The sequence below is a fragment of the Oceanibacterium hippocampi genome, from assembly GCF_900172325.1.
In the GTDB taxonomy this organism is placed as follows: Bacteria; Pseudomonadota; Alphaproteobacteria; order Sneathiellales; family Sneathiellaceae; genus Oceanibacterium; species Oceanibacterium hippocampi.
The window spans coordinates 20,364-42,189 of sequence record NZ_FWFR01000005.1; the positions used below are offsets into that span (position 1 = coordinate 20,364).

A 21,826-nucleotide genomic window follows, 5' to 3' on the forward strand; every position below is an offset into this window, starting at 1 on the left:
TAGCTGATTACCGGAATGCTGGGCTGGCGTAATCGAAAAGGACGGATGCGACATGACACCCGACACTTTCCTGGGCCAGTTCAAGGCAGCGGCTGTGCAGGCAGCCCCGGTTTATCTGGACGCAATGGCGACGGCAGAGAAGGCGTCTCGCCTGATCGCCGAGGCCGGCAGCGAGGGCGCTCGGCTGGTCGTGTTCCCGGAGGTCTTCGTGCCAGGCTATCCGTACTGGAACTGGATCACGGATCCGGTCAGCGGCAGTGTCTGGTTCGAGAGGCTGGTGAAGGCCTCTGTATTCGTACCTGGACCCGAGATCGAGTTAGTCTGCCGGGCGGCGGCGGCACATGACACGTATGTTGTGATCGGCGTGAATGAGCGTAGCTCGGTGTCGCTGGGCGCGCTTTACAACACGCTGGTCTTCATCGGGCCCGATGGCCGGATCCTCGGCAAGCATCGCAAGCTCGTGCCGACCTGGGCGGAAAAGCTGACATGGACCGGCGGCGACGGTTCATCACTGAAAGTCTATGACACGCAGATCGGCCCGCTCGGTGGGCTGGCTTGTGGCGAAAACACCAATACCTTGGCTCGCTTCGCGTTGCTGGCGCAGGGTGAGCTGGTCCACACCGCAAGCTATATTTCGCTTCCGGTGGCGCCGCCCGACTACGACATGGCCGAAGCGATCCGACTGCGGGCACAGTCACATAGCTTCGAGGGCAAGGTCTATACGGTGGTGTCCACGTCGACAGTTTCCGAAGAGATCATTGCTGCGATGGAAACGGTACGCCCTGATGCACGCGCCATGCTCGAGCGCAAGTCGAGTGCCTTCTCCGGCATCATTGGTCCGGATGGACGGGTTGTCGGCGAGGGGCTGGTGGATGAGGAGGGGATCGTCTACGCCGATATCGATCTCGGAAAATGTATCCAGCCCAAGCAGATGCATGACATCACAGGGCACTACAATCGTTTCGACGTGTTCCAGTTGAAACTCAACCGGAAGGCGCAGTTACCGATTTTCCTGGGCCGCAATCCGGACACCGATGGTGGCGTGGAAGCAGAGCCCGAGGCCGGGTCGTTCGAGCTCTCCGAACCGCAAGCGTGACAGGGGAGCGAACCATGAGCGACGTTGACAAGAGAGACGACCGCCTGGGCCGTGCCCGGGTGCGGGATACAGCCGAGTTGGAGGACTACTACGCGGATCTCGCGGGATTCGAGACCGGTGCACTATGGACCGTGGCCAATGACATCGAGCCTTGGGAGCCGACGCCGAAATCGACCCCGGTCCTCTGGCGTTTCGCCGATTTGCGGCCGCATGTCGTGCGTGCGATCGATCTGGTCCGTCCGGAGGATGCAGGGCGCCGGGTGGTCTATCTGCGCAATCCGAAGCGGCGCGAGGTCAGCGCCGCCTGTGGCTGGCTGTTCTCCGGCATCCAGGTGATGAAGGCCGGGGAACGCGCGGGAGCACACAAGCATGCCGCCTCAGCGCTCCGCTTTATCATGGAGGGCCAGGGAGCCTATACCATTGTCGATGGTCATAAGGTCACGCTTGGTGCACGCGACTTTGTGCTGACCCCGAACGGATCCTGGCACGAGCACGGCGTCGCCGGCAACGGGAGCACATGCATTTGGCAGGACGGGCTGGACATCCCTCTGACAAACGCTCTTGAAGCAAATTTCTACGCCGTGCACCGGGACGATTACCAGGTCACCACTCTGCCTGTAAATGACAGTCCGCTGAGTTATGGCGCCCCGGGTCTGCGACCGGCCCTGGACAGGTGGGACAAGCCCTATTCGCCGTTGCTCTGCTACCGCTGGGAGCCAACCTACGAGGCGCTGCAAAACTATTCGATGGTCACCGACGGCTCGCCTTACGACGGCGTGAAGATGGATTACGTCAACCCGACGACCGGTGGCGACCCAATGCTGACCATGGGCGCCTCGATGCAGTTGTTGCGACCGGCTGAGCATACCAAGGCACACCGCCACACGGGCAACGTAATATACCAGGTTGCCAAGGGCGAAGGCTATTCGGTCATCGGCGGCCAGCGCTTCGATTGGCGGGAGAAGGACATCTTCTGTGTGCCGCCTTGGACCTGGCATGAACATTGTAATCTGCAGGACGGCGATGACGCCTGCCTGTTCTCCTTCAACGACATGCCGGTGATGAAGAAGCTCGGCTTCTATGCCGAGCAGGCCCTGAACGAAAATGGTGGTCATCAGGTCGCTCCCCATCGCACCAGGAACGGATTCGACACATGAAACTGGTTACGTATCGTGCCTCGGCCGAGGCGGAAGGTCGTCTTGGTGTTATCCATGACGGGATGGTCATCGATGTCGAGCGGCTTGGACGAGCAGCGGGGTCAGCCTTCGCCTCGACAATGCTCGGATTGATCGACGAGGGGCCCGATGCGCTGGCTGCCCTCGATCGAGCACTCGAGGTGACGGAAAGCAAGCGTCCGGTGGGGATTGCCGTTCCACTCGAGAACGTGCGCTTGCTGGCGCCAATTCCGCGTCCGCGCAAGAACATCTTCGGTATCGGGCTGAACTACGTCGAACATGTAGCGGAAAGCGCCAAAGCGCTCGACACGTCCAAGAGCTTGCCGGAGAAACCGATTGTGTTCTCGAAACCGCCAACTTCGGTGATCGCGGATGGCGAGCCGATTCTGCACAATGCGGCGATGACGCGACAGCTCGATTGGGAGGTCGAACTGGCCGTGATCATAGGCAAACGCGCCACACGGATCTCGAAAGACAAGGCGATGAGCCACGTCTTCGGGTATTCGGTGATCAACGATGTCTCTGCACGGGACAACCGGCGCGCAGGACAGTGGATTTTTTCCAAGGGCCAGGACAGCTACTGCCCATTCGGCCCGGCCATCATTACCGCCGAGGAAATCGGAAACCCGCATGATCTCGTTCTCTGGCTGAAGAAGAACGGCGAGGAGAAGCAGCGCTCCAGTACGAAGCACATGCTTTTCGATATCCCGACGCTCATCGCGGATATCTCTTCTGGCATCACGCTCGAACCAGGCGACATCATTGCAACCGGCACCCCGGCAGGCGTCGGTGCGGGCCGCGACCCACAGGAATGGATGTGGCCGGGCGATGTCATCGAATGCGGGGTCGACGGGATCGGTGTGCTTCGCAATCCCGTCGTGAAGATCGGAGACTGATCGATGGTCTCCAGCTACAAGATCGGCCAGATCGTGCCTTCCTCCAACCTGACGATGGAGCGCGAGATCCCGGCCATGTTGCGCGCCCGCGAGGCGGTATTGCCGGAGCGATTTTCCTTCCACTCCAGTCGGATGCGGATGCGGAAAGTAACCGCGGCGGAACTGAAGACAATGGACCGTGACAGCGATCGCTGCGCGCTGGAGTTGTCAGACGCGGATGTCGACGTGTTGGGTTATGCCTGCCTGGTGGCGATCATGTCGATGGGCAAGGGCTATCACCGCGAAAGTCAGGAACGACTGCACAAGGTGACCGTAGACAACGGCCATCCTGCGCCTGTCGTCAGCTCCGCCGGCGCGCTGGTCGCTGGGCTGCATCTAATGGGGGCAAAGCGGATCTCTATCGTCACGCCCTACGTGCGGCCGCTGACTGATATGGTAGCAGAATACATTGAGGCGGAAGGGGTCGAGGTCAGCGATTCCATCGCGCTTGAAATCCCGGACAATCTGGAGGTGGCTGCACAGGATCCAATGAACCTGATGGACATATACAAGCAGGTGAACCTGAAAAACATCGATGCGCTGGTGTTGTCGGCCTGCGTTCAGATGCCTTCGCTTGCGGCGATCCAGATGGTCGAGGACGAATGCGGCATCCCGGTGCTCTCGGCCGCAGTCGCCACCACACATCAGATGCTCACCGCCCTTGGTCTCGAAGCACGAGTGCCAGGTTGCGGAAATTTGCTCTCGGGAAAATACTGACTTTCGGGTCGTGGGGGCAGCCAATTGACAGGCATGGCTGTGACTACCGCACCTCGAAATCAGCGTGATGATGTGGCGGTCTTGTCGGCCCTCGACTGTGCCGTTGAGTCAATCCGGAATGCCCATCCGTAGGGACAGGTCGACGACCTGAGAAATTTGGCCAATGATACGTCTGGCGGCCTCCTCCGTGACCCGATCAAGCCCCTCAAGGTGCAAAGTGACCAAGTAGAGGCCCCGGTCGGGGACCACTGCACCGAGTTCCCGGAAATCCCTGAACGCCGTGATCATTTCAGGTTCCTGGATCAGTTCGGCATCCGAGCGGTCCTTGACATCGCGCTTGTCGGTGAAGGGCTAGAAGTTCGAGTCGTATTTGATCCCGTAGGGCAGGTCGATGCAGATCGTCTGCACCTTCGAGATGGTGTTGCTGGCGGCTGCGCGGATTCCCTCGCCCAGCGAGAAACTTCCGCAACGGACGGCACCCGAACTGCTGCCGATGGGCAATAGCGCTCTTCAAATGCTGGATCAGCCACAACATTCCCTGAGACCACCGCTTAACTCCCTGTTCTTCCCCAGGAACTCCCTGATTACACAATCGGGTTTCCCTGTTCCATCCCGCAGGGAAATGCCTTCAAGTAATTGAAAATGCGCGTATATTCCGGACGGTTTGGCGCGATCTCCTCTCAAGCAGCGGCGAATTCCCTGTATTTTCCCTGTAAATGCACTGACGACGGGAGAGACGGGTTCGCAGACGACTGCAAGCACCGCCAGCGCCTACCGTGAGCGCCCTTTCCGTTCATCGCCGCGCACCGGAAACCCCGGAGAACCGCACCTTGCGGCAGCCGGTTTGCGGGCCGTCGCGGTCGCGCTTCGGATCTCTGAAGTCGCCAGTTCTTGCCGGCCTCCCGTCTCTTGCGCCGCATCCTGCCGGTCGCGCGAAAGGGCGGCTCCGACGGGCCCGGTTGGACGGATCTCGCCCGTCGAACGCCGCTTGACGGCGGACGAACCCCAGTGGAAGGGCAGTCACGCAAGGCCCGCCGGGCCAGTGTGCCGTCAACGTTTGCGCAGGTCGGTGCGCAGCTCGGCGATGGCGACGCGCAGTTCAGCGACTTCCTTGGCCAGATCGGCGCGTTCCTCGGCCGCCTTTTCGTCGGCCGCGCCATGCATGGCGTTAACGATGATGGCGATGAAGAGGTTCAGCACGATGAAGGAGGTAACCAGAATGAACGGGACGAAGAAGATCCAGGCGTAGGGGTGCTCGGTCATCACCGGACGCACGATCCCCATGGACCAGGATTCCAGCGTCATGATCTGGAAAAGCGAGTAGAGCGAGGCGCCGATCGAGCCGAACCAGTCGGGGAAACCGGCACCGAACAGCTTCGTCGCCATCACCGCCGAGACATAGAACACCAGGAATAGCAACACGATCACCGAGCCCATCGCCGGAATTGCCGACAACAGCCCCTGGATCACCTGGCGCAGGCGCGGCATCACCGACAACAGTCGAAGCACGCGCAAGACGCGCAGTGCGCGGAGCACCGAGACCGCTTCGCCTGCCGGCACCAGTGCGATGCCGACGACCGCGAAGTCGAACACGTTCCAGCCGCTGAGGAAGAAACGGTGGCGGTAGACGATCAGCTTGATCATCAGTTCGACGACGAAAATGGCCAGAGCGGCCCGGTCCAGCAGCCGTAACCAGTCGCCGAAGCCGGCCATGGCCGCGGGCCAGGTTTCCAGGCCCAGCACCAACGCATTGACCAGGATAACGACGATCAATCCGTTCTGTACGCGGTTCGATTCGATGAAGCGTCGGAGTTGCTGCATGGGCGCGGCCTAACCAGCGCTTGCCAATGAAGCTTGCGGACCCTGTCGCAGGGCCGCGCGGGACGCGGCGAAACCGAAGATGCCGGACAGAGAGAAGTCCCTCAGCACCCTGAGCCGCACGGCGTTGATCTTCACCTGGGCGGCAGCGGCCATCAGGGCGATACCGACCAAGGATTCCCGTCGCCGGAAATCGTCGATAGCTTCCCGCAGCCGCGCCGTCATCAGTCATCTCCCGGTCGGTTCATCCCAAAAGGCAATGCGGGAACTCCAATCCGGGATACCCGGTCAGTTGACCGAGAGCCCGGTCTCTCGGATCGACTCGGCCGGTTCTCTCGGAGGAATCTCCGGATCCGGCAATCACGCAACCGGAACCGGGGCCGCGCCGGCGGTCCTGGAACGGATGCCGGTTGGCGGAGCGTTGCCGGAGCGTATCGGAATGAGTTTCCTCGAGACTGGCGGAGTCGCCGCATCGCCTTCGGTCATATAAAGATCCCGTCTGCTTTTTCAACAGGTTAACGGCCGATGTGCGTTCCGGCGTCAAACCGGGCCAGGAGCCGGAAAGCACAAGGCGGATCAGCTCACTGGGTTCGTCGCGTCGGCCCCGTCAGCCCGGCACGCGACCGTCATGTCATGACCGGCACTCCCGCATTTCGGCGTTCGAGCCAGGCCAGCAGCGGACCGGCGACGAAGAGCGACGAGGTGGTCGCGATGATGACGCCGGCGATCATCGGCCGGGCGAAATCGGAGACCGCCGGGCCGCCCCAGATCGCCATGGGGATCAGCGCCGCGAGCGTCGTGCCGGAGGTGAAGACGCAGCGCGCCAGTACCTGGTTCAGGCTCCGGTCGATCAGGCTTCGCAGGTCGCCGGACGCGTCGGCCCGCATGGCCTCGCGGACCCGGTCATAGACCACGACCTTGTCGTTCACCGAATATCCGATCAGGGTGAGCAGCGCGACGACGGTGGTCAGGTTGAACTCCCAGCCCGTCAGCATGATCACGCCGAGCGTCTTGGTCACGTCGAGCGCCAGCACGACGATTGCCGAGGCCGCGAAGCGCCATTCGAAGCGCAGCCAGATGTAGGCGAGCATCGCGAGCACCGCCGCGGCGAGGGCCATCGCGCCGATCCAGGCAAGTTCGCCGCTGACCGTCGGGCCGACCAGGTCGATCCGGGCGAAGGCGGCATCGCTCACGACGGTCCGAACGGCGGCCTCGAGTGCCCCGACGGTCGCCTGCGTTGCCTCGCCCTGCAGGCGCAACAGGACCTCGGTCGGCGCCCCGAAGGTCTGCAGCGTGACGTCGCCGAAGTCGCCGAGGGCCGCGCGCAACCCGGCCAGGGGGATCGCCTTCGTCGCGGTGACCGCCATCTGCACGCCGCCGGTGAAATCGACGCCCCAGCGCGGCCCCGGCCACACGATGGCGGCAAGGGAGAGCGCGGTCAGGAGCGCCGACAGCGTCAGCGCGGCCCGCCCGTGGCGCAGGAACGACCGGCTTCCCGGCGCGGGGACCCGCCCGACGAGCGGCGGGATTTCCAGCCGTGCCAGGCGGCGCCGACGCACCCATCCCTCCATCACGATCCGCATCAGGGTGATCGCGGTGAACATCGAGACAAGGATGCCGATGCTCATGGTCACGGCGAAGCCCCGGATCGCCCCGGCGCCCAGCAGGAAGAGCAGCAACATCGCCAGAAGGGTGGTGACGTTGGCGTCGAGGATGGTCGACCAGGCCTTGTCGTAGCCCCGCGTCAGCGCCAGCGCGGCGCGGGCGCCGCCGGCGGTTTCCTCCCGGATCCGGCTGAAGATCAGGATATTGGCGTCGACGGCGATACCGAGGCAGAGAATGATGCCGGCGATCCCGGGCAGGGTCAGCGTCGCCCCGAGCAGGCCGAGTAAGGCCAGCGTCAGGGCCACGTTCAGGCCGAGAACGGCGGATGCGAGCAGCCCCCATGGCCCGTAGAGGCCGACCATGGTGGCGACCACCAGGGCGAGCCCGACCAGTCCCGTGACCAGCCCGGAGCGGATCGAATCCGCCCCCAGCGAGGCGCCGACGGTGCGTTCCTCGATCACCTCGAACGATGCCGGGAGTGCGCCCGAGTTCAGGATGACCGCCAGCGTCTGCGTTTCCCCGGTCGTGAAATCGCCGGTGATCTGACCCTTGCCGCCCATGATCGCCTGCCGGATCACGGGCGCGGTCAGCACTTGGCCGTCGAGGATGATGGCGAACTGCCGGCCGACATTGGCCGCCGTGATCTCGCCGAAGGTCCGGGCCCCGGCGGCATCGAGGCTGAAGGTCACGGCCGGCTGGCCGGTCTGCTGGTCGAACCCGGCCGCCGCGCTCTTCAGGTGGTCGCCACGCAGCGCCACCCTGTCCGCGACCGCCAGCCTTCCGCCGCCGCGCAGGGGCAGCAGGCTGTAACCCGGCCGCGCCGTCGTTGCGCCTTCGTCGACGAGATGGAAGCTCATCTGCGCCGTCGAGCCGAGCAACTGGCGCAGGTGGCCCGGGTCGTCCACGCCGGGCAGCTGCACGAGGATGCGGTCCTCGCCGACCCGGCTGACCCGCGGTTCGGACACGCCGATCTCGTCGATCCGGTGGCGGATGACTTCAAGGCTTTTCGTCGCCGCGTCGGAGGCCATGCGGTCGAGCGCTGCGCTGCCCAGTCCGATGCGGATCTGCCCGCCGCTTCGATCGACGGTGAGGCGCGGCGGTTCGCCCGGCCGGCGGTATGCCGCTGCCAGGCTTTCCAGCGCGGCGGCCGTTCCGGGCGTGTCGGGAAGGATGAAATCCGAGCCGTCCCTCTGCAGGGTGCGCGGATCCGCACCACCGGCGCGCAGCAGGTCGCGCAGGCTGTCCGACAACTCGCGGGTCGCGGTCCGGGCGAGGTCCGCGCGGTCGACGGCGAGCAGAAGATGCGCGCCGCCCTGCAGGTCGAGGCCGAGCGAAACACTATTGGCCGAGAGGAAGGCCGGCAGCGACGCGCGCGTCCTGTCGGTGAGGAAATTCGGGAGCGCCATCAGGATCCCGAGGATCAGGATGATGGCATAGGTCGCGAGGACCCAGATCGGTCTGCGCATGGCAATTTCCTTGCTAGGAAAGTCGTACTCGAGTTCGCGTCAGGACGCGTTCGAGGGCGGCCCCCTTGCAGGCGGACAGTCGACCGGGCGACACGGCCGGAGGCTGGACCGGAACGGCCCGACGGTCTCGGCGATGCGTGGATCGGGTTCCCGATCCGGTGCGGGATCGGACGGGTCGGCGTCGGGGGCATCCGCCTGTGTCGCGGCCAGCCGCTGGACCGATGGCATGATGGCGGTCGTCTGCCATTGCGCCGCGACGGCCCCGTCATCGGACCGGGGCGCCGTCTGACCCGGCGCGGGATTATTCCCGGCCGACGACAGGCCTGGGGCCTGGCCCAGCACCAGGCCCAGTACCAGGCCCAGCGCCAGACCCAGCATCAGGCAGCGTGTCGCGAACAGGCGCGTGCCGGCGGATATCCCCGTCATCGCGCCGCCCAGACGTATGCCGCGTAGGCGACCAGCAGCGCCGCCCCGGCAACACGCCCGATGGACGGCCGCGTGAGCAGGATCGCGGTCAACAGGCCCGACGTCGCGATCATCACCGGCAGGTCGAACACAAGGAAACGGCCGGCCACCGGGATCGGCGTGATCACCGCGGTCAGGCCGAGGATTCCCAGCACGTTGAAGATGTTCGATCCGACGATGTTGCCGATGGCGATCTCCGATTGCCGCCGGAACGCGGCGACGAGGGAGGTGGCGAGTTCCGGCAGGGAGGTGCCGACGGCAACGACCGTGAGGCCGATGAAGGCCTCCGAGATGCCATGAAGGCGCGCGAGGCTCACGGCGCCGTCGACCAGCAGGCGGGCGCCGATCATCAGGGCGGCAAGGCCGACCGAGACCCAGAGCAGTGCCTGCCAGATCGGCATGCGCCGGACGCCGTCGTCGGCGCCGTCCGCCGCCGCCGTCAGGAAGGCCCAGACCAGGCTGATCGCCAGGCCGCCGAGCAGCAGGGTGCCGGACAGGCGGCCCATTTCGCCGAGCCAGAAGAGCGGGACGAGGGCCAGCGCGGCAGCCATCATGACAGCGGTATCGCGGACCAGCGTGCCGCCGACGACGCGGATCGGCCAGATCAGCGCGGACAGCCCGATGATCAGCAGGATATTGCCGATGTTCGAGCCGACGATGTTGCCGATCGCGATGTCCGGCACGCCCTGCAGCGCCGCGTCCACCGAGACCAGCAGTTCGGGGGTCGAGGTGCCGAAGCCGACGACCGTCAGGCCGATCAGCAGCGGCGGTATCGCGAAGATCCGCGCAATGCCGACAGCGCCCCGCACGAGAGCCTCCCCACCGAAGAAAAGGCCGAGCAGTCCACCCGTCAGAAGAAGGTAATCCACGCCACTCGCCTCGGCTATCCGTTCACGATCGAACCGGTGAAGACTTCAGGAACTGCGCCGTCGCCGCCGCCATCTGGTCCACCTGCGGCGCAGCCTGATGATCGCGGCCGACACGGCGGGCCGGAGTACCGGCAGGTCGATGGCCAGCAGCAGAAGGCCGAGCGGGACCATCCACAGGCCGAGGATCGGCAGGAACGACAGCAGGCCGCCGATGACAAGAAGCACCGCGAGCGGGAAACGCAGCAGGAAGCCGGATCTGCCGCGTAGTGCGCCGATCGCCGCCGCGAGACCCGGCGCCAGGCGGGACAGGGCGCGGAACTGGCGGTCAAGCCGCCGCAGTTGCCGATCGGCCATGCTAGCACCCGGCGGGGATCCGTGCCGCCGCCCCTGCGCGCGGCTCGCTCGACTGTCGGGAAACTTCCAGATCTGCAGGCATCAAGGGACGTCCGGTGAGGGCGAGCGCGCGCGCCGCCGGCGGGAGCCGAAGGGCAAGCGATCGCACTCGACGCGATCCGTCCTCACGACACGATGTCGTCAGAGGCTCCGGATCGCCCCCGGAAGTTGTGCATGCGGCAAGGGGCTTGCAAGACCGGTGCGGGAATAGTTCTGCGCGATGGCCGGACGTGGCCTAACCGAAGGCGCGGTTCCTGTCGCATTCCGCGACCGCGTCGGCGAGGCGGCGCATGGCGCTCGCGATGCTCTTCTCGGAGAGCGCGGCGTAACCGAACAGCAGCGTGTCGCGGACCCGCGGGTTGTCGGCGGTGATGAAGGCCCCGCCGGAGCCCGGCACATAGATGCCGACGCCGCGGGCGGCCGACCGCCGTTCGATCTCGCGGGCGTCGCCGAAGCCGGCCGGCAGGCGAAGCGATAGATGCATGCCGCCGCGCATGCCCCGGATCTCCGCGCCGGGAAAGATCCCGGTCAGCGCCTCGACCAGCAGGTCCCGGCGGCGCTTGTAGATCGCCCGGATCCGGCGCAGGTGGCGCAGGAAGCCGCCCGACGTCATGAACTCCGCCATCGCCGCCTGTTCCAGCCATGCGTTGCCGTTGCTGGTCAGCGACTTCCATTCCCGGAGCGCGCCGGACAGCGTCGGCGGCGCGACGATGAAGCCCAGGCGGAGGCCGGCGGCGAGCGATTTCGAGAAGGTCCCGAGGTAAAGCACGCGGCCGCGGCCATCGAGGCCGCGCAGGGCGGTCAGCGGCGCCCCCTCGTAGCGAAAGTCGCCGTCGTAGTCGTCCTCGATTACGTAGCTGTCGGTCCGCTCGGCCCAGTCCAGCAGGTTCAGGCGCCGTTCCGGCGACAGCGTGACGCCGAGCGGATACTGATGCGATGGCGTGACATACAGGATGTTCCGCCGACCCGCCGGCAGGCGCGAGACGTCGATGCCGTCATGGTCGACCGGGACGGGATGGGGCGTGAATCCGCAACTTTCGAACAGGAAGCGCGAGCCCTGGTAGCAGGGATCCTCGTGCACGAAGGTTCTCGAGAAACCGGCCAGTGCGCGCGCGACCAGGTCGAGGCCGTCCTGCGAACCGTTGACGATGACGATGTCGTCGGCCCGGGCCGAGACACCGCGCGCCGGGCCGATATGTTCGGCAATGCCCTGCCGCAATTCACGCAGGCCCTGCGGGTCCTGGTACTCGGCCAGCCGGGCGCCGCCGTAGCGTACCTTGGCATCGAGGATCCGCCGCCACTCGTTGGCGGGGAAGGTCGCGGCGTCGACCCGGCCGATCCAGAAATCGTGCTCAAGCCGGCCGCGGTTCGGGCTGATCACGGTCTGCGCCCTGATCCCGCCCGTGACGGGATGAAGGCCGTCATTGTTGTCATTGGCGAGGGCGTCGCCGTCATCGGCGGCGGCGGTCGCGATTGCCATCGCCGTTTCGGGCAGGGTGGCGCTGACGAAGGTGCCGACATTGGGCCGGCTCTCGATATAGCCCTCGCTCCGCAGCTGCTCGTAGGCGAGCACGACGGTGTTGCGCGACACGCCGAGCTGTTCGCTCAGCGCGCGCGAGGCCGGTACCGGATCCCCGCTGCGCAGCTTGTTGTCGAGGATCAGCCGCCTGATCTGCTCGAACAACTGGCGTTGCAGCGTGCGCGGATCACTCGAACTGATCGCCAGCACGACCTGCATCTCGAGCCCCTCCCTCAAGGCGGATACTAGCCGAGTATCGCCGGCGGAATGGTACCACAGGGCCGGGAAGATCTGGGTCCGGACCTATCCGATGGTGCCGGTGGCAAGCCGGTAGACCCAGTATCCGCCTTCCTGGAAAACCAGCGAGGCGTCGGGCACCTGGCCGAGGCGGGCCGAACTGAAGGGCAGCAACTGGCCGAGCAGGGTGGCGTTGCCGATCGTGTCGGCGAAATAGTAGGCCCTGAGCGCGTTGGCGTCGCGCCGGATCACCGCATAGGCGGCATAGCCTTCGTCGCGAACCCAGGTCTTCACCAGCTTGCTCGCGTCGTGGACATTGCCGGAGCCGGGGAAATCGCGGAGGCCGACGGAAAAGCGTTCCGGCGCGGCGACGCCGAGATCGAAGGCGTCGCGAACATGGAGGACGAGGTAGCTGTCCCGGCCCTCGGCCAGGTCGCGGAGACGGGCGACGCCATCCGTCGCAGCGGCGCCGAGCGCCTCGACGAACGCGCTGAACAGCGCATCCGCCTGGCGGTCCGGTCCGGGGCGCCAGCGATCCTCTATCCCGAGGATCGCCGGCCGGGCGCCGGTCCACGGGTCGGGCAGCCGCACGGTCGCGCGGTCGTCGGCGCCGGCGAGCGGGAAACGCGCCGGCAGCATCGCGGCCAGCCTGCCCGACAGCGCCGGCATGGCGTAGACGAGACTGTCCGCCGGCAGGTGCGTCCGGAGCGCCTCGACCAGCCGACGCTCCTCATCGACGGAAATGTCGGATCGCAGCACCGGCTCGCCGATCTCGCTGGTCCAGCCGACGATCAGGTCCGGCCCGCCGTCCCGGCTCAGGACCTCGCCCCTGGCGACGACCTTGCCGCCGAAGGCGGTCTTCACGCTGACCGTCATCGGCGTCGCCCCGGGGACCGCCCCGGCGAGCGCCTGCGCGTCACCGGACGGCTGGGCCGCTTCGGCCATCTCGTAGACGTAGGGCGGCGGCGGATCCTCCGCCTGCAGGGCATAGACGGTGAGAATCCCGCCGGCGATCAGCATCGCCACACCGATCCCGGTCGCGAGACCGGGCGCGGTGCGGGATTCCGGGATGCCGGCGAGATCCATTGCTCAGTCCCGCCGGCGGCGGCGGATCGCCGGCAGCAGCAGGAGCGCGAGGCCGAATCCCGCCAGCGCGACGCCGGCGCCGCCCGCGGCGGCCCGTTTCACGGGTGTGTCGAGATCGAGCAGCCCGCGCTTGTCGCCACCGGACTCCAGCATCTCGACGCGCTGCAGCAATGCCGCCTTCTCGCGCAGCTGCGTGTCGGCATCCTTGATCCGCGCCAGGCTGCGGATCAGGCGCGACCAGCCCTCCGAGTAGGTGAAGCCGCCCGGATGCACGTGGGCCAGGCCCTTGAAGTGCTTCATGACATGCTGTTCCCACATCTCGGCGAACTCGTAGTCGATGGCGGTCGGGAAGTTCCCGGACGAGAAGAACAGGCCGGCAAAGGCGCCCGGGCTGTCGGCATCGGGCTTCGGCGGCGCCGGGCGGTTGGTCGTCTGGCCAACCAGCAGCTTGTCCTCGTAGAGCCGGTTCATCACGCCGCGGGCTTCCTTGACGAGCTCGATGCCCTGCTTCGTGCCCTCGTCCATCATGTCGAGGTAGGCGCGGGCGAAGGACGGCGAATGGCAGTTGGAACAGGTCGTGACCCACGATTCCTTGCGGTCCTGGAACCATTCGTGGCCCAGGTTCTCGGCGATTTCCGGCTTCGGTTCGAAGCCCCAGCGCACCTTGCGGACCAGGTTGTGACCGTATTCGCCCTCATATTCCATGTGACAGGTCTGGCAGGTCGGGCCGGTCTGCCCGCCCGCGCCGAAGGCCGTCGAAAGCGGCTGCTGCCAATCCCAGTCATGGCCCTGCGTGGCATAGACAACGCCGTGCTTGGACATGCTGAAGGCTTCGAACTCGTTGTGATCGACGCCGTTGTGACAGGTCGAGCAGGTCTCCGGCTTGCGCGCCTCGGCGGCCGAGAACTCGTGGCGGGTATGGCAGGAATTGCAGGTGTTCTGCATGGTGTGGCAGAGCGAGCAGCCATCGGCGACCTCGCGCTGTTCCATGCCGGCCCAGATCGCGGTCTCGACGTTGGCCTGCCATGACAGGGCATGCGACGGCCGGCCGGCCGGCCATTGCTCCTGCGGCCAGGTGAGCGTGTCGCGCTCGGACTCGCGCTCGGCGAACTGCTGCACGTGGCACTGCCCGCAATCGGCCGCGTCGGGCATCTTGAGGTCGGCCTTGTGATTGCCCTTCAGCGCACCGACCCTCATGTGGCAGTCGATGCAGCCGACGTCATCGAGGTTCTGACCCTCGGGCAGCACGCCCATCGAATGCAGGTTCGCCTCGACCTGGTCGATGAGCTCCTTCTTGTAGGCGCGTGAATCCCCGGCCGGCAGGCCGCGGATCTCGTCCAGGTCGCCGTGCACGCTCTTCTGCCACGAATGGACCCAGCCGGGCGTCACGGTCGAATGGCATTCGACGCATTCCTCGCGGGTCGCCTCGAAATCCATGTCGGGCGCCACATAGAGCGTCTTCGGATCGAGATAGCGGGTGAACGGCGTCGGCTGCCAGAGCTCGCCGAACGCGCCCTTTCCGTGCCCCTTGCCGGGATCGTAGTAGCGCTTGATCAGCGCGCCGTAGAGATCCTTCGGTGGGGCGTCCCGGGTCAGACCGAGTGCCTCGTAGGTCTCGTCCGGGATGTCGGCGCCCGCCGGCGGCGAAGCGGCGAGCAGGAGCGGCAGGAAGAACATTCCGAAAAACAGGTGCAAGCAGTGGCGTAGCATGACGGCAGTCCGATCCGGCTGTTCGAACGAGCCTCAAGCATCGCAGGCCTCTTGTATAAGCGTAGGTCCATGTAATGGGAAAATCATGGAGCCGGATGTCGGTGACGACCGGTGCCGGTATCGCCGCACGCGCCGCTCAACCATTTGTGTCCTCCGAGGCATCGCACCGTGACTTTGACGGGTGGCCGGAACGGGATAAGACTGGTCGATAATCGACAGGGGTCCCGGTGACGCGAATGCCGACAAGAGAAGACGATCTTCGGGTCGTTCCGCCGACCAAGTGCTGGCCGCCGGCCTGCCATATGCGACTGGTCGCCCGCGACCGGCTGTCCTCGGTGGCCGGGCGGCTCGACCGCCTGCGCCTGGTCTGCGTGACCGCCCCGGCCGGCAGCGGCAAGAGCACGCTGATGACCCAGTGGCACGGGATGCTGGCCGAGGGGGAGGCCGCCTGGCTGTCGCTGGAACGCGCCGACCGGGAACCGGCCAACTTCGCGGCCGCGCTCGCGGCGGCCCTGAAGGGCAGGGTTCCGTCGCTGGGCGCCGCCTTGCAGGCGATCCTGTCCTCGCCCGAGCCCGTGTTGCTCCGCCGTACCGTCGATCATGTCCTGGTCGAACTGGCGATGCACGACCGGCGTTTCGTGCTGATGCTGGACGATGCCCATCACCTGATCGGCAGCGGGGCGGAAGAGGCGCTGGCCCGGCTGATCGCCCAGGCGCCGCCGTCGCTCACCGTCGTCGTCGGTTCGCGCGACCGGCTTTCGCTGCCGATTTCGCGGCTGCTGCTGAGCGGCAGCGCGCTTGAGATCGGCTGGGACGAGCTTCGCTTCACGGCCGGGGAGGCGGGAATCCTGCTCAACGAGGCGGCCGGTGACGGTCTCGGCGCCGATATCGTGGACGTCGTGACGCGCCGCACCGAGGGGTGGGCGACCGGGCTCCAGCTCGCCGCGATGACACTCCGCCAGCGGCCCGACGGCGCCGACCTGCGCTCGCTGTCCGGCCGCAGCGTCGATGTCGCGAATTACCTGCTCGAGGACGTGTTCAGCGCGCTGGCCCCGTCCGACCGTGATTTCCTGATGAATACCTCGGTTCTCGACCGCTTCAGCGCCGGGCTGGCCGAGGCGGTGTCCGGCCGGGACGACGCGCGGGCGATCATCGAGCGGCTGGAGCACGGCAACCTGTTCCTGTTGCGGCTCGACGACCGGCGGGAGTGGTTCCGCTACCATCACCTGTTCCAGGAGTTCCTGCAGAGCCGGCTCGACGTCGCCCATCCGGGCCGGCGGGATGACCTCTATCGCCGTGCCGCGCACTGGTGCGAGGCCGCCGACCTGCTGCGGGAGGCGATGACCTATGCCCGGCGGGGCCGGCACATGGAGCACCTGGCCGACCTGCTGGAGCGGGCGGGTCGGCAGATGTTCCGCCATGGCGACTTCAAGTCGCTGCGCGACTGGCTTGCCGTCCTGCCGCCGGGAACCCTGCAAAACCGGCGCGAGCTGTGCGTTCTCGCCGGCTGGGCCCATGCCTATCTGGGCGAGATCGCGGCGGCGCGGACCTGCGCGGCGATGGCGGCGAGTAGCCTTGCGCCCGAGGACCGCGCGACGCGGGCGGAACTGGCGGTCATGCGCACGACATTCGGCGTGATCCAGGCGGACGAGCCGGAGTCGCACGACCTGCCGTCGAATGTCGTCGACCATCTGCCGTCCGACAAGCCGGCGCTGCTCGGCTTCGGCCATGTCGCCGTCGGTTACACGCTTCGCGCGGAAGGCCGGCTCGACGATGCGCTGGCGGCGTTCGAGCGCGGCATCGCCATCACCGAGCGCCCGGAAACCGCCCTGGTCAACCTGCTGGCCCGCTTCAATATCGGCGCGCTGCTGGTGTTCATGGGACGTCCGGCCTCGGCCGAGGAGCGGCTGCGCCAATCGCTCGAGGTGGCCCGGGCACGCGGCTGGGACGAGAGCATCGGGGCCGGCTTTCTCAACGTGCAGCTCGGCATCGCGCTCCGCGAGCAGAACCGGCTGCGCGACAGCATCGCCGCGCTCGGCCGGGGCATCGAACTGCTCGAGGCGGGCGAGGGCTATGGCTATCTCGGCGTCGGGCTGGCCGAGCGCGCCCGCAGCCATCGCGCCGCCGGCAACGGCAACGCCGCCGCCCAGGATCGCGACGCGGCGCGCCGCCTTGCCGACGAACGCGGGATCACGCGGGTCCGTTTCCGGGTCGATCTGCTGGACGCGCGGACCGCGCTCGGCGGCGGACGGCTGGACGAGGCGCTGGCCTGCCTGGAACAGTTGCGGAGCGGGCTGGTCCCGCCGTCGGACGACGGCGGCGTGCTCAACGAGAAATACGAGATCTTCCTCGTGCAATGGTGCCGGCTGCTGCATGGCCAGCTGCGCATGGCGGAAGTGGTCCGGGTCGCCGGACTCGGCGTCGGCAGTGCGCTGGCCGCCGGCCGGCACCGGAACGCGGTCGCCTTCCTGGTCCTCCAGGCGGCGGCCTGGAAGGGGCTTGGCGTTCCCGGCAAGGTTCGCGACAAGCTCGTGCGTGCGCTCGAGCTGGTTCGCGGCGAGGGCTGCGTGCGGCCGTTCCTTGCCGCCGGCACGACGCTGCTCGACGATCTCGCGGAGCTGGCCGGTGATCGCGCGCTGGCCGCTTCGGTGGTGCCGGTTCTCGCCGCCCTCGGCCGCCATTCGGAGGCGACAGACATCCCGATCCCGGTATTGCGATACCGCGAGACGCAGATCATCGGGCTGCTCACCCACGGCCTGCGCAACCGGGAGATCGGCGAGCGCCTGCGGATCTCCGAGGAAACCGTGAAATGGTATCTCAAGCAGCTCTACGAGAAGCTCGAGGTGCGCTCCCGGACCGAGGCCGTGCAGAAGGCTCGGGAGTACAACCTGCTCGCCTGAATCCCGCAGGATTGTTTCACACCCCACCATTCACCACCCGTTCGGGGGGTGAAGGTCCGAGGTCGCCAAACTAGTCTCCCGGAAAACGACAACCGGCCCGGGAGATGGCCGGAATCCTTCCTCAGGAGCGAAACGCACCATGAATCTGGCCGCGCTGCTGCAGCGTGCGGGCCGGGCGGATTTCAACCGTCCGGCCCTCGTCCTCGGCACTGACGTTACCGCGACCTACGGCGCGCTGGCACGCGACGCGGCGGTGCTCGGCCGGGCGCTGCGCGAGACCCTCGGCCTCGGCGCCGGTGACCGTGTCGCGATCGTCATGCGGAACGTGCCGGACTATGTGACGGTGCTGTTCGGCGCCTGGTGGGGCGGCCTGAGCGTGGTGCCGGCAAACGCCAAGCTGCATCCGAAGGAAATCGACTACATCCTGCGGGACAGCGGCGCCCGGGTCTGCTTCGTGACCCCGGATCTCGCGCCGTCCGTCGAGGGGACGAGCGCGGTCGCGGACGGCCAGGTGCGCGTGATCGAGGCCGGTTCGGCGGACTGGCGCGTGCTGCTCGAGACCGAACCGCTCGACGAACCGCTCACCGTCGAGGCCGATGCGATGGCCTGGCTGTTCTACACCTCCGGGACGACGGGCCGCCCGAAGGGAGCGATGCTCAGCCATCGCAACCTGTTCAGCATGACGGCCTGCTACTTCGCCGATGTCGACGCGATCGGGGCGGGCGACTGCATCGTTCATGCCGCCCCGATGAGCCACGGTTCGGGTCTCTACATCCTGCCCCACGTTGCCCAGGCGGCGGCCCAGGTCATTCCGGAAAGCGGCGGCTTCGACCCGGCCGAGATCTTCGCCCTGATGCGGGCGCACCGGGGCCTTTCGATGTTCGCGGCGCCGACCATGGTGCACCGGCTGAACGTCACGGCCGAGCAGGCCGACCCGGACACCGGCAACCTGAAGAGCATCATCTACGGCGGCGGGCCGATGTATCTCGCCGACTGCAAGCGCGCCTTCGCGCTGTTCGGGCCGAAGCTGATCCAGATCTATGGTCAGGGCGAGAGCCCGATGACCATCACCGCGCTGTCTCGGGCCCGCCACGCCGAGGCGATCGCGCGCGGCGACGACGCGCTGCTGGGCTCGGTCGGCGTGGCGCAGATGCTGGCCGACGTGCGGGTGACCGATGAAGGCGGAACGCCGCTGCCTGCCGGGGAGACCGGCGAGGTGGTCGTGCGCGGCCCGCAGGTGATGCCGGGCTACTGGCGCCAGCCGGACGCCACCGCCGCCACCATCCGCGACGGCTGGCTCCATACCGGCGACATGGGCGCAATGGCGGCTGACGGCTGTCTAACCCTCAAGGATCGCTCGAAGGACGTCATCATTTCCGGCGGCACCAACATCTATCCGCGCGAGGTGGAGGAGGCGCTGCTGCTTCATCCCGCGGTCCGGGAAGTCTCGGTGATCGGCCGGCCGGTCGCCGACTGGGGCGAGGAGGTCGTCGCCTTCGTCGTCCCGCGCCCCGGCGCGACGGTCGGCGCGGCCGACCTGGACGGCCATGTCCGCGACCACATCGCCCGCTTCAAGCGCCCCAGGCACTACCGCTTCTTGGAGGCCCTGCCGAAGAACCACTACGGCAAGGTCGCCAAGATCACCCTGCGCGAATGGCTCGACAAGGAAACAGAGCCCGCGCCTCCGCCAACCTGAAGGGAGACCAAGAGATGAAAGCGTTACTGACCGGTGCCTGTTGCGCACTGGCATTTGCCGGACTGGGCGGCGTTGCCCAGGCGGCGGGCATTTCCGGCGATGTCGTGAAGATCGGCGTCCTGAACGACCAGTCCGGCGTCTATTCTGACGCGACCGGCCCGGGCTCCACGCTGGCCGCGCAGATGGCGGTCGAGGAATTCGGCGGCAAGGTGCTGGGCGCGCCGATCGAGATCGTCGTCGCCGACCACCAGAACAAGGCCGACATCGCCGCCGGCATCGCCAACCGCTGGATCGACGACGAGGGCGTCGACGCCATCACCGACCTGCCGAACTCGTCGGCCATGCTGGCGGTGCAGGAAATCATGCGCAACAAGAAGCGCATCCTGCTGGAAAGCGGCGGCGGGTCGAGCGACTTCACCGGCACCCATTGCTCGCCCTACGGCTTCCACTGGACCTATGACACCTACAGCCTCGCCAAGGTGACCGGCAGCGCCATCACCAAGGAAGGCAGCAAGAAGTGGTTCAACGTGGTCGTCGACTATGCCTTCGGCGAGGCGCTGAACCGCGACCTGACGAAGGCCGTGGTCGAGTCCGGCGGCGAGGTCATCGGCGAGGTCAAGCACCCGATCAGCAATGCCGACTTCTCGTCCTACCTGCTGCAGGCGCAGGGTTCCGGCGCCGACGTGATCGGCCTGCTGAATGCCGGCGGCGACACCACCACGGCGGTCAAGCAGGCGGCCGAGTTCGGCATCACCCAGGCGGGCCAGAAGCTTGCCGGCCTGCTCGTGTTCGTGAACACGATCAAGGCGCTTGGCCTCGATACCGCGCAGGGCCTGCAGTTCACCGCCGCCTTCTACTGGGACCTGAATGACGAGACCCGGGCCTGGTCGCAGAAATTCTACGACCGCCACGGCGCCATGCCGTCCTTCATCCAGGCCGGCGTCTACTCGGCCGTCCTGCACTATCTGAAGGCCATCGAGGCGGCCGGCACCGACGATGCCGACGCCGTCGCCGACATGATGCGGAAGACCCCGGTGAACGACATGTTCGCCAAGAACGGCAAGATCCGCGCCGACGGCCGCATGGTCCACGAGATGTATCTGATGGAGGTGAAGAAGCCGTCGGAAGCCTCCGACAACGAGTGGGACCTGATGAAGCTGGTTCGCGCCGTGCCGGGCGAGGAAGCCTTCCGCCCGCTCAACGAAGGCGGTTGCCCGCTGGTCAAGTAAGTGCGTGGCCGGGGCGGGGCCAAGGCTCTCCCCGGCCGTCTCTCTTTCGGGAATTCATGTCATGAGCAAGGATTTCGACGGCCGTTCGGTGATCGTCCTCGGCGCGGGTTCGGTCGGTCCGGGCTGGGGCAACGGCAAGGCCTGCGCCGTCCGCTTCGCCCGCGAGGGCGCCCGGGTGCTCTGCGTCGACATCAACGCCGCGGCGGCCGAGGAAACCGCCGCCATCATCGCCCGTGAAGGCGGCAAGGCGCTCGCCCACAAGGCCGACGTCACCCGTTCGGACGACATCGAGGCGCTGGTCGCCCGCTGCGTCGAGACCTGGGGCGGCGTCGATGTCCTGCATCACAATGTCGGCATCGCCCGGGTCGGCGGCTGCGTCGACCTGCCGGAAGACGACTGGCGCCACATCATGGACGTCAACCTGACCAGTGCCTTCCTGGCCTGCAAGCATGTCCTGCCGGTGATGGAACGGCAGGGCAAGGGGGCCATCGTCGCCACGGGTTCGGTTGCCGGCATCCGCTATACCGGCGTGCCCTACGTCACCTATTACGCCAGCAAGGCGGCGCTCCAGCATCTGATGACCTCTGTGGCGCTGGAGTATGCCGCGAAGGGCATTCGCGCGAACACCGTGCTGCCCGGACTGATGCATACGCCGATGATCTTCCAGGGGCTGCCCGACGCCTACGCCGACGGCGACGCCGACCGGATGATCGCGGTGCGCGAACAGCAATGCCCGACCGGCGCAATGGGCGACGCCTGGGACGTCGCCGAGGCGGTCCTCTACCTGGCCTCGGACCGCGCCAAGTACGTCACCGGCACGACGCTCGCCGTCGACGGCGGCATCTCGATGAAGTTCACCTGACGAGAACCTGACGATCCGTGCCCCGGCGGGCCGAGGCCCGCCCGGCAT

17 protein-coding genes and 1 pseudogene are annotated in these 21,826 nt (G+C 66.8%); 8 read left to right on the top strand and 10 right to left on the bottom strand.

Annotation, left to right across the window (positions count from 1 at the left end; genetic code table 11):
* The first annotated feature begins 52 nt into the window (after positions 1–52).
* The 4 genes from OCH7691_RS20495 to OCH7691_RS20510 are packed head-to-tail and all read left to right on the top strand — an operon-like array spanning position 53 to position 3,923.
* On the top strand, positions 53–1,096 hold the full coding sequence (locus OCH7691_RS20495; protein ID WP_085885485.1) for a carbon-nitrogen hydrolase family protein: 1,044 nt from the start codon (positions 53–55) through the stop codon (positions 1,094–1,096).
* Positions 1,097–1,110: 14 nt separating this feature from the next.
* Positions 1,111–2,253: a cupin domain-containing protein gene (locus tag OCH7691_RS20500; protein ID WP_085885486.1), complete on the top strand. Its 1,143-nt coding sequence runs from the start codon at positions 1,111–1,113 to the stop codon at positions 2,251–2,253.
* On the top strand, positions 2,250–3,167 hold the full coding sequence (locus OCH7691_RS20505) for a fumarylacetoacetate hydrolase family protein (RefSeq protein ID WP_085885487.1): 918 nt from the start codon (positions 2,250–2,252) through the stop codon (positions 3,165–3,167). The genes OCH7691_RS20500 and OCH7691_RS20505 overlap by 4 nt, the downstream gene beginning before the upstream one ends.
* 3 nt (positions 3,168–3,170) lie before the next feature.
* Positions 3,171–3,923, top strand: coding sequence for a maleate cis-trans isomerase family protein (locus tag OCH7691_RS20510; RefSeq protein WP_085885488.1), 753 nt, complete (start codon positions 3,171–3,173; stop codon positions 3,921–3,923).
* A gap of 252 nt (positions 3,924–4,175) precedes the next feature.
* Here OCH7691_RS20510 and OCH7691_RS23835 read toward each other — a convergent pair.
* From OCH7691_RS23835 to OCH7691_RS20560, 10 genes and pseudogenes are all read right to left on the bottom strand, one after another.
* A pseudogene (locus OCH7691_RS23835) lies at positions 4,176–4,376 on the bottom strand (hypothetical protein); the annotation flags it as partial.
* Positions 4,377–4,973: 597 nt separating this feature from the next.
* Complete coding sequence (locus OCH7691_RS20520) at positions 4,974–5,744, bottom strand: ion transporter (RefSeq protein WP_085885489.1); 771 nt, start codon at positions 5,742–5,744, stop codon at positions 4,974–4,976.
* A gap of 9 nt (positions 5,745–5,753) precedes the next feature.
* Positions 5,754–5,966, bottom strand: coding sequence for a hypothetical protein (locus tag OCH7691_RS20525; RefSeq protein ID WP_085885490.1), 213 nt, complete (start codon positions 5,964–5,966; stop codon positions 5,754–5,756).
* Between the two features lie 401 nt (positions 5,967–6,367).
* Positions 6,368–8,812 (bottom strand): protein translocase subunit SecD, encoded by a 2,445-nt coding sequence (secD, locus tag OCH7691_RS20530; protein WP_085885491.1) that lies wholly within the window; start codon positions 8,810–8,812, stop codon positions 6,368–6,370.
* A 39-nt stretch (positions 8,813–8,851) separates the two neighbouring features.
* Positions 8,852–9,238 (bottom strand): hypothetical protein, encoded by a 387-nt coding sequence (locus OCH7691_RS20535; protein WP_085885492.1) that lies wholly within the window; start codon positions 9,236–9,238, stop codon positions 8,852–8,854.
* A complete protein-coding gene (locus OCH7691_RS20540; RefSeq protein ID WP_085885493.1) occupies positions 9,235–10,146 on the bottom strand; it encodes a calcium/sodium antiporter in 912 nt (303 codons plus the stop codon). The genes OCH7691_RS20535 and OCH7691_RS20540 overlap by 4 nt, the downstream gene beginning before the upstream one ends.
* A 45-nt stretch (positions 10,147–10,191) precedes the next feature.
* Positions 10,192–10,500, bottom strand: a complete 309-nt coding sequence (locus OCH7691_RS20545; protein WP_085885494.1) for a hypothetical protein — start codon at positions 10,498–10,500, stop codon at positions 10,192–10,194.
* Positions 10,501–10,774: 274 nt separating this feature from the next.
* On the bottom strand, positions 10,775–12,277 hold the full coding sequence (pdxR, locus tag OCH7691_RS20550; RefSeq protein WP_085885495.1) for a MocR-like pyridoxine biosynthesis transcription factor PdxR: 1,503 nt from the start codon (positions 12,275–12,277) through the stop codon (positions 10,775–10,777).
* A gap of 84 nt (positions 12,278–12,361) precedes the next feature.
* On the bottom strand, positions 12,362–13,381 hold the full coding sequence (gene haoB, locus OCH7691_RS20555) for a hydroxylamine oxidation protein HaoB (RefSeq protein WP_085885496.1): 1,020 nt from the start codon (positions 13,379–13,381) through the stop codon (positions 12,362–12,364).
* A 3-nt stretch (positions 13,382–13,384) separates the two neighbouring features.
* Positions 13,385–15,091 carry a multiheme c-type cytochrome gene (locus OCH7691_RS20560; protein ID WP_085885497.1) on the bottom strand — a complete coding sequence of 569 codons (1,707 nt, stop codon included), beginning with the start codon at positions 15,089–15,091 and terminating at the stop codon, positions 13,385–13,387.
* Positions 15,092–15,327: 236 nt separating this feature from the next.
* Here OCH7691_RS20560 and OCH7691_RS20565 point away from each other — a divergent pair, with 236 nt between their 5' ends.
* From OCH7691_RS20565 to OCH7691_RS20580, 4 genes are all read left to right on the top strand, one after another.
* A complete protein-coding gene (locus OCH7691_RS20565) occupies positions 15,328–17,991 on the top strand; it encodes a winged helix-turn-helix domain-containing protein (RefSeq protein WP_085885498.1) in 2,664 nt (887 codons plus the stop codon).
* Positions 17,992–18,130: 139 nt separating this feature from the next.
* Positions 18,131–19,687 carry a class I adenylate-forming enzyme family protein gene (locus OCH7691_RS20570; RefSeq protein ID WP_085885499.1) on the top strand — a complete coding sequence of 519 codons (1,557 nt, stop codon included), beginning with the start codon at positions 18,131–18,133 and terminating at the stop codon, positions 19,685–19,687.
* A gap of 14 nt (positions 19,688–19,701) precedes the next feature.
* Positions 19,702–20,916 (top strand): ABC transporter substrate-binding protein, encoded by a 1,215-nt coding sequence (locus OCH7691_RS20575; RefSeq protein ID WP_085885500.1) that lies wholly within the window; start codon positions 19,702–19,704, stop codon positions 20,914–20,916.
* Positions 20,917–20,977: 61 nt separating this feature from the next.
* On the top strand, positions 20,978–21,778 hold the full coding sequence (locus tag OCH7691_RS20580) for an SDR family NAD(P)-dependent oxidoreductase (RefSeq protein ID WP_085885501.1): 801 nt from the start codon (positions 20,978–20,980) through the stop codon (positions 21,776–21,778).
* Positions 21,779–21,826: the final 48 nt, after the last annotated feature.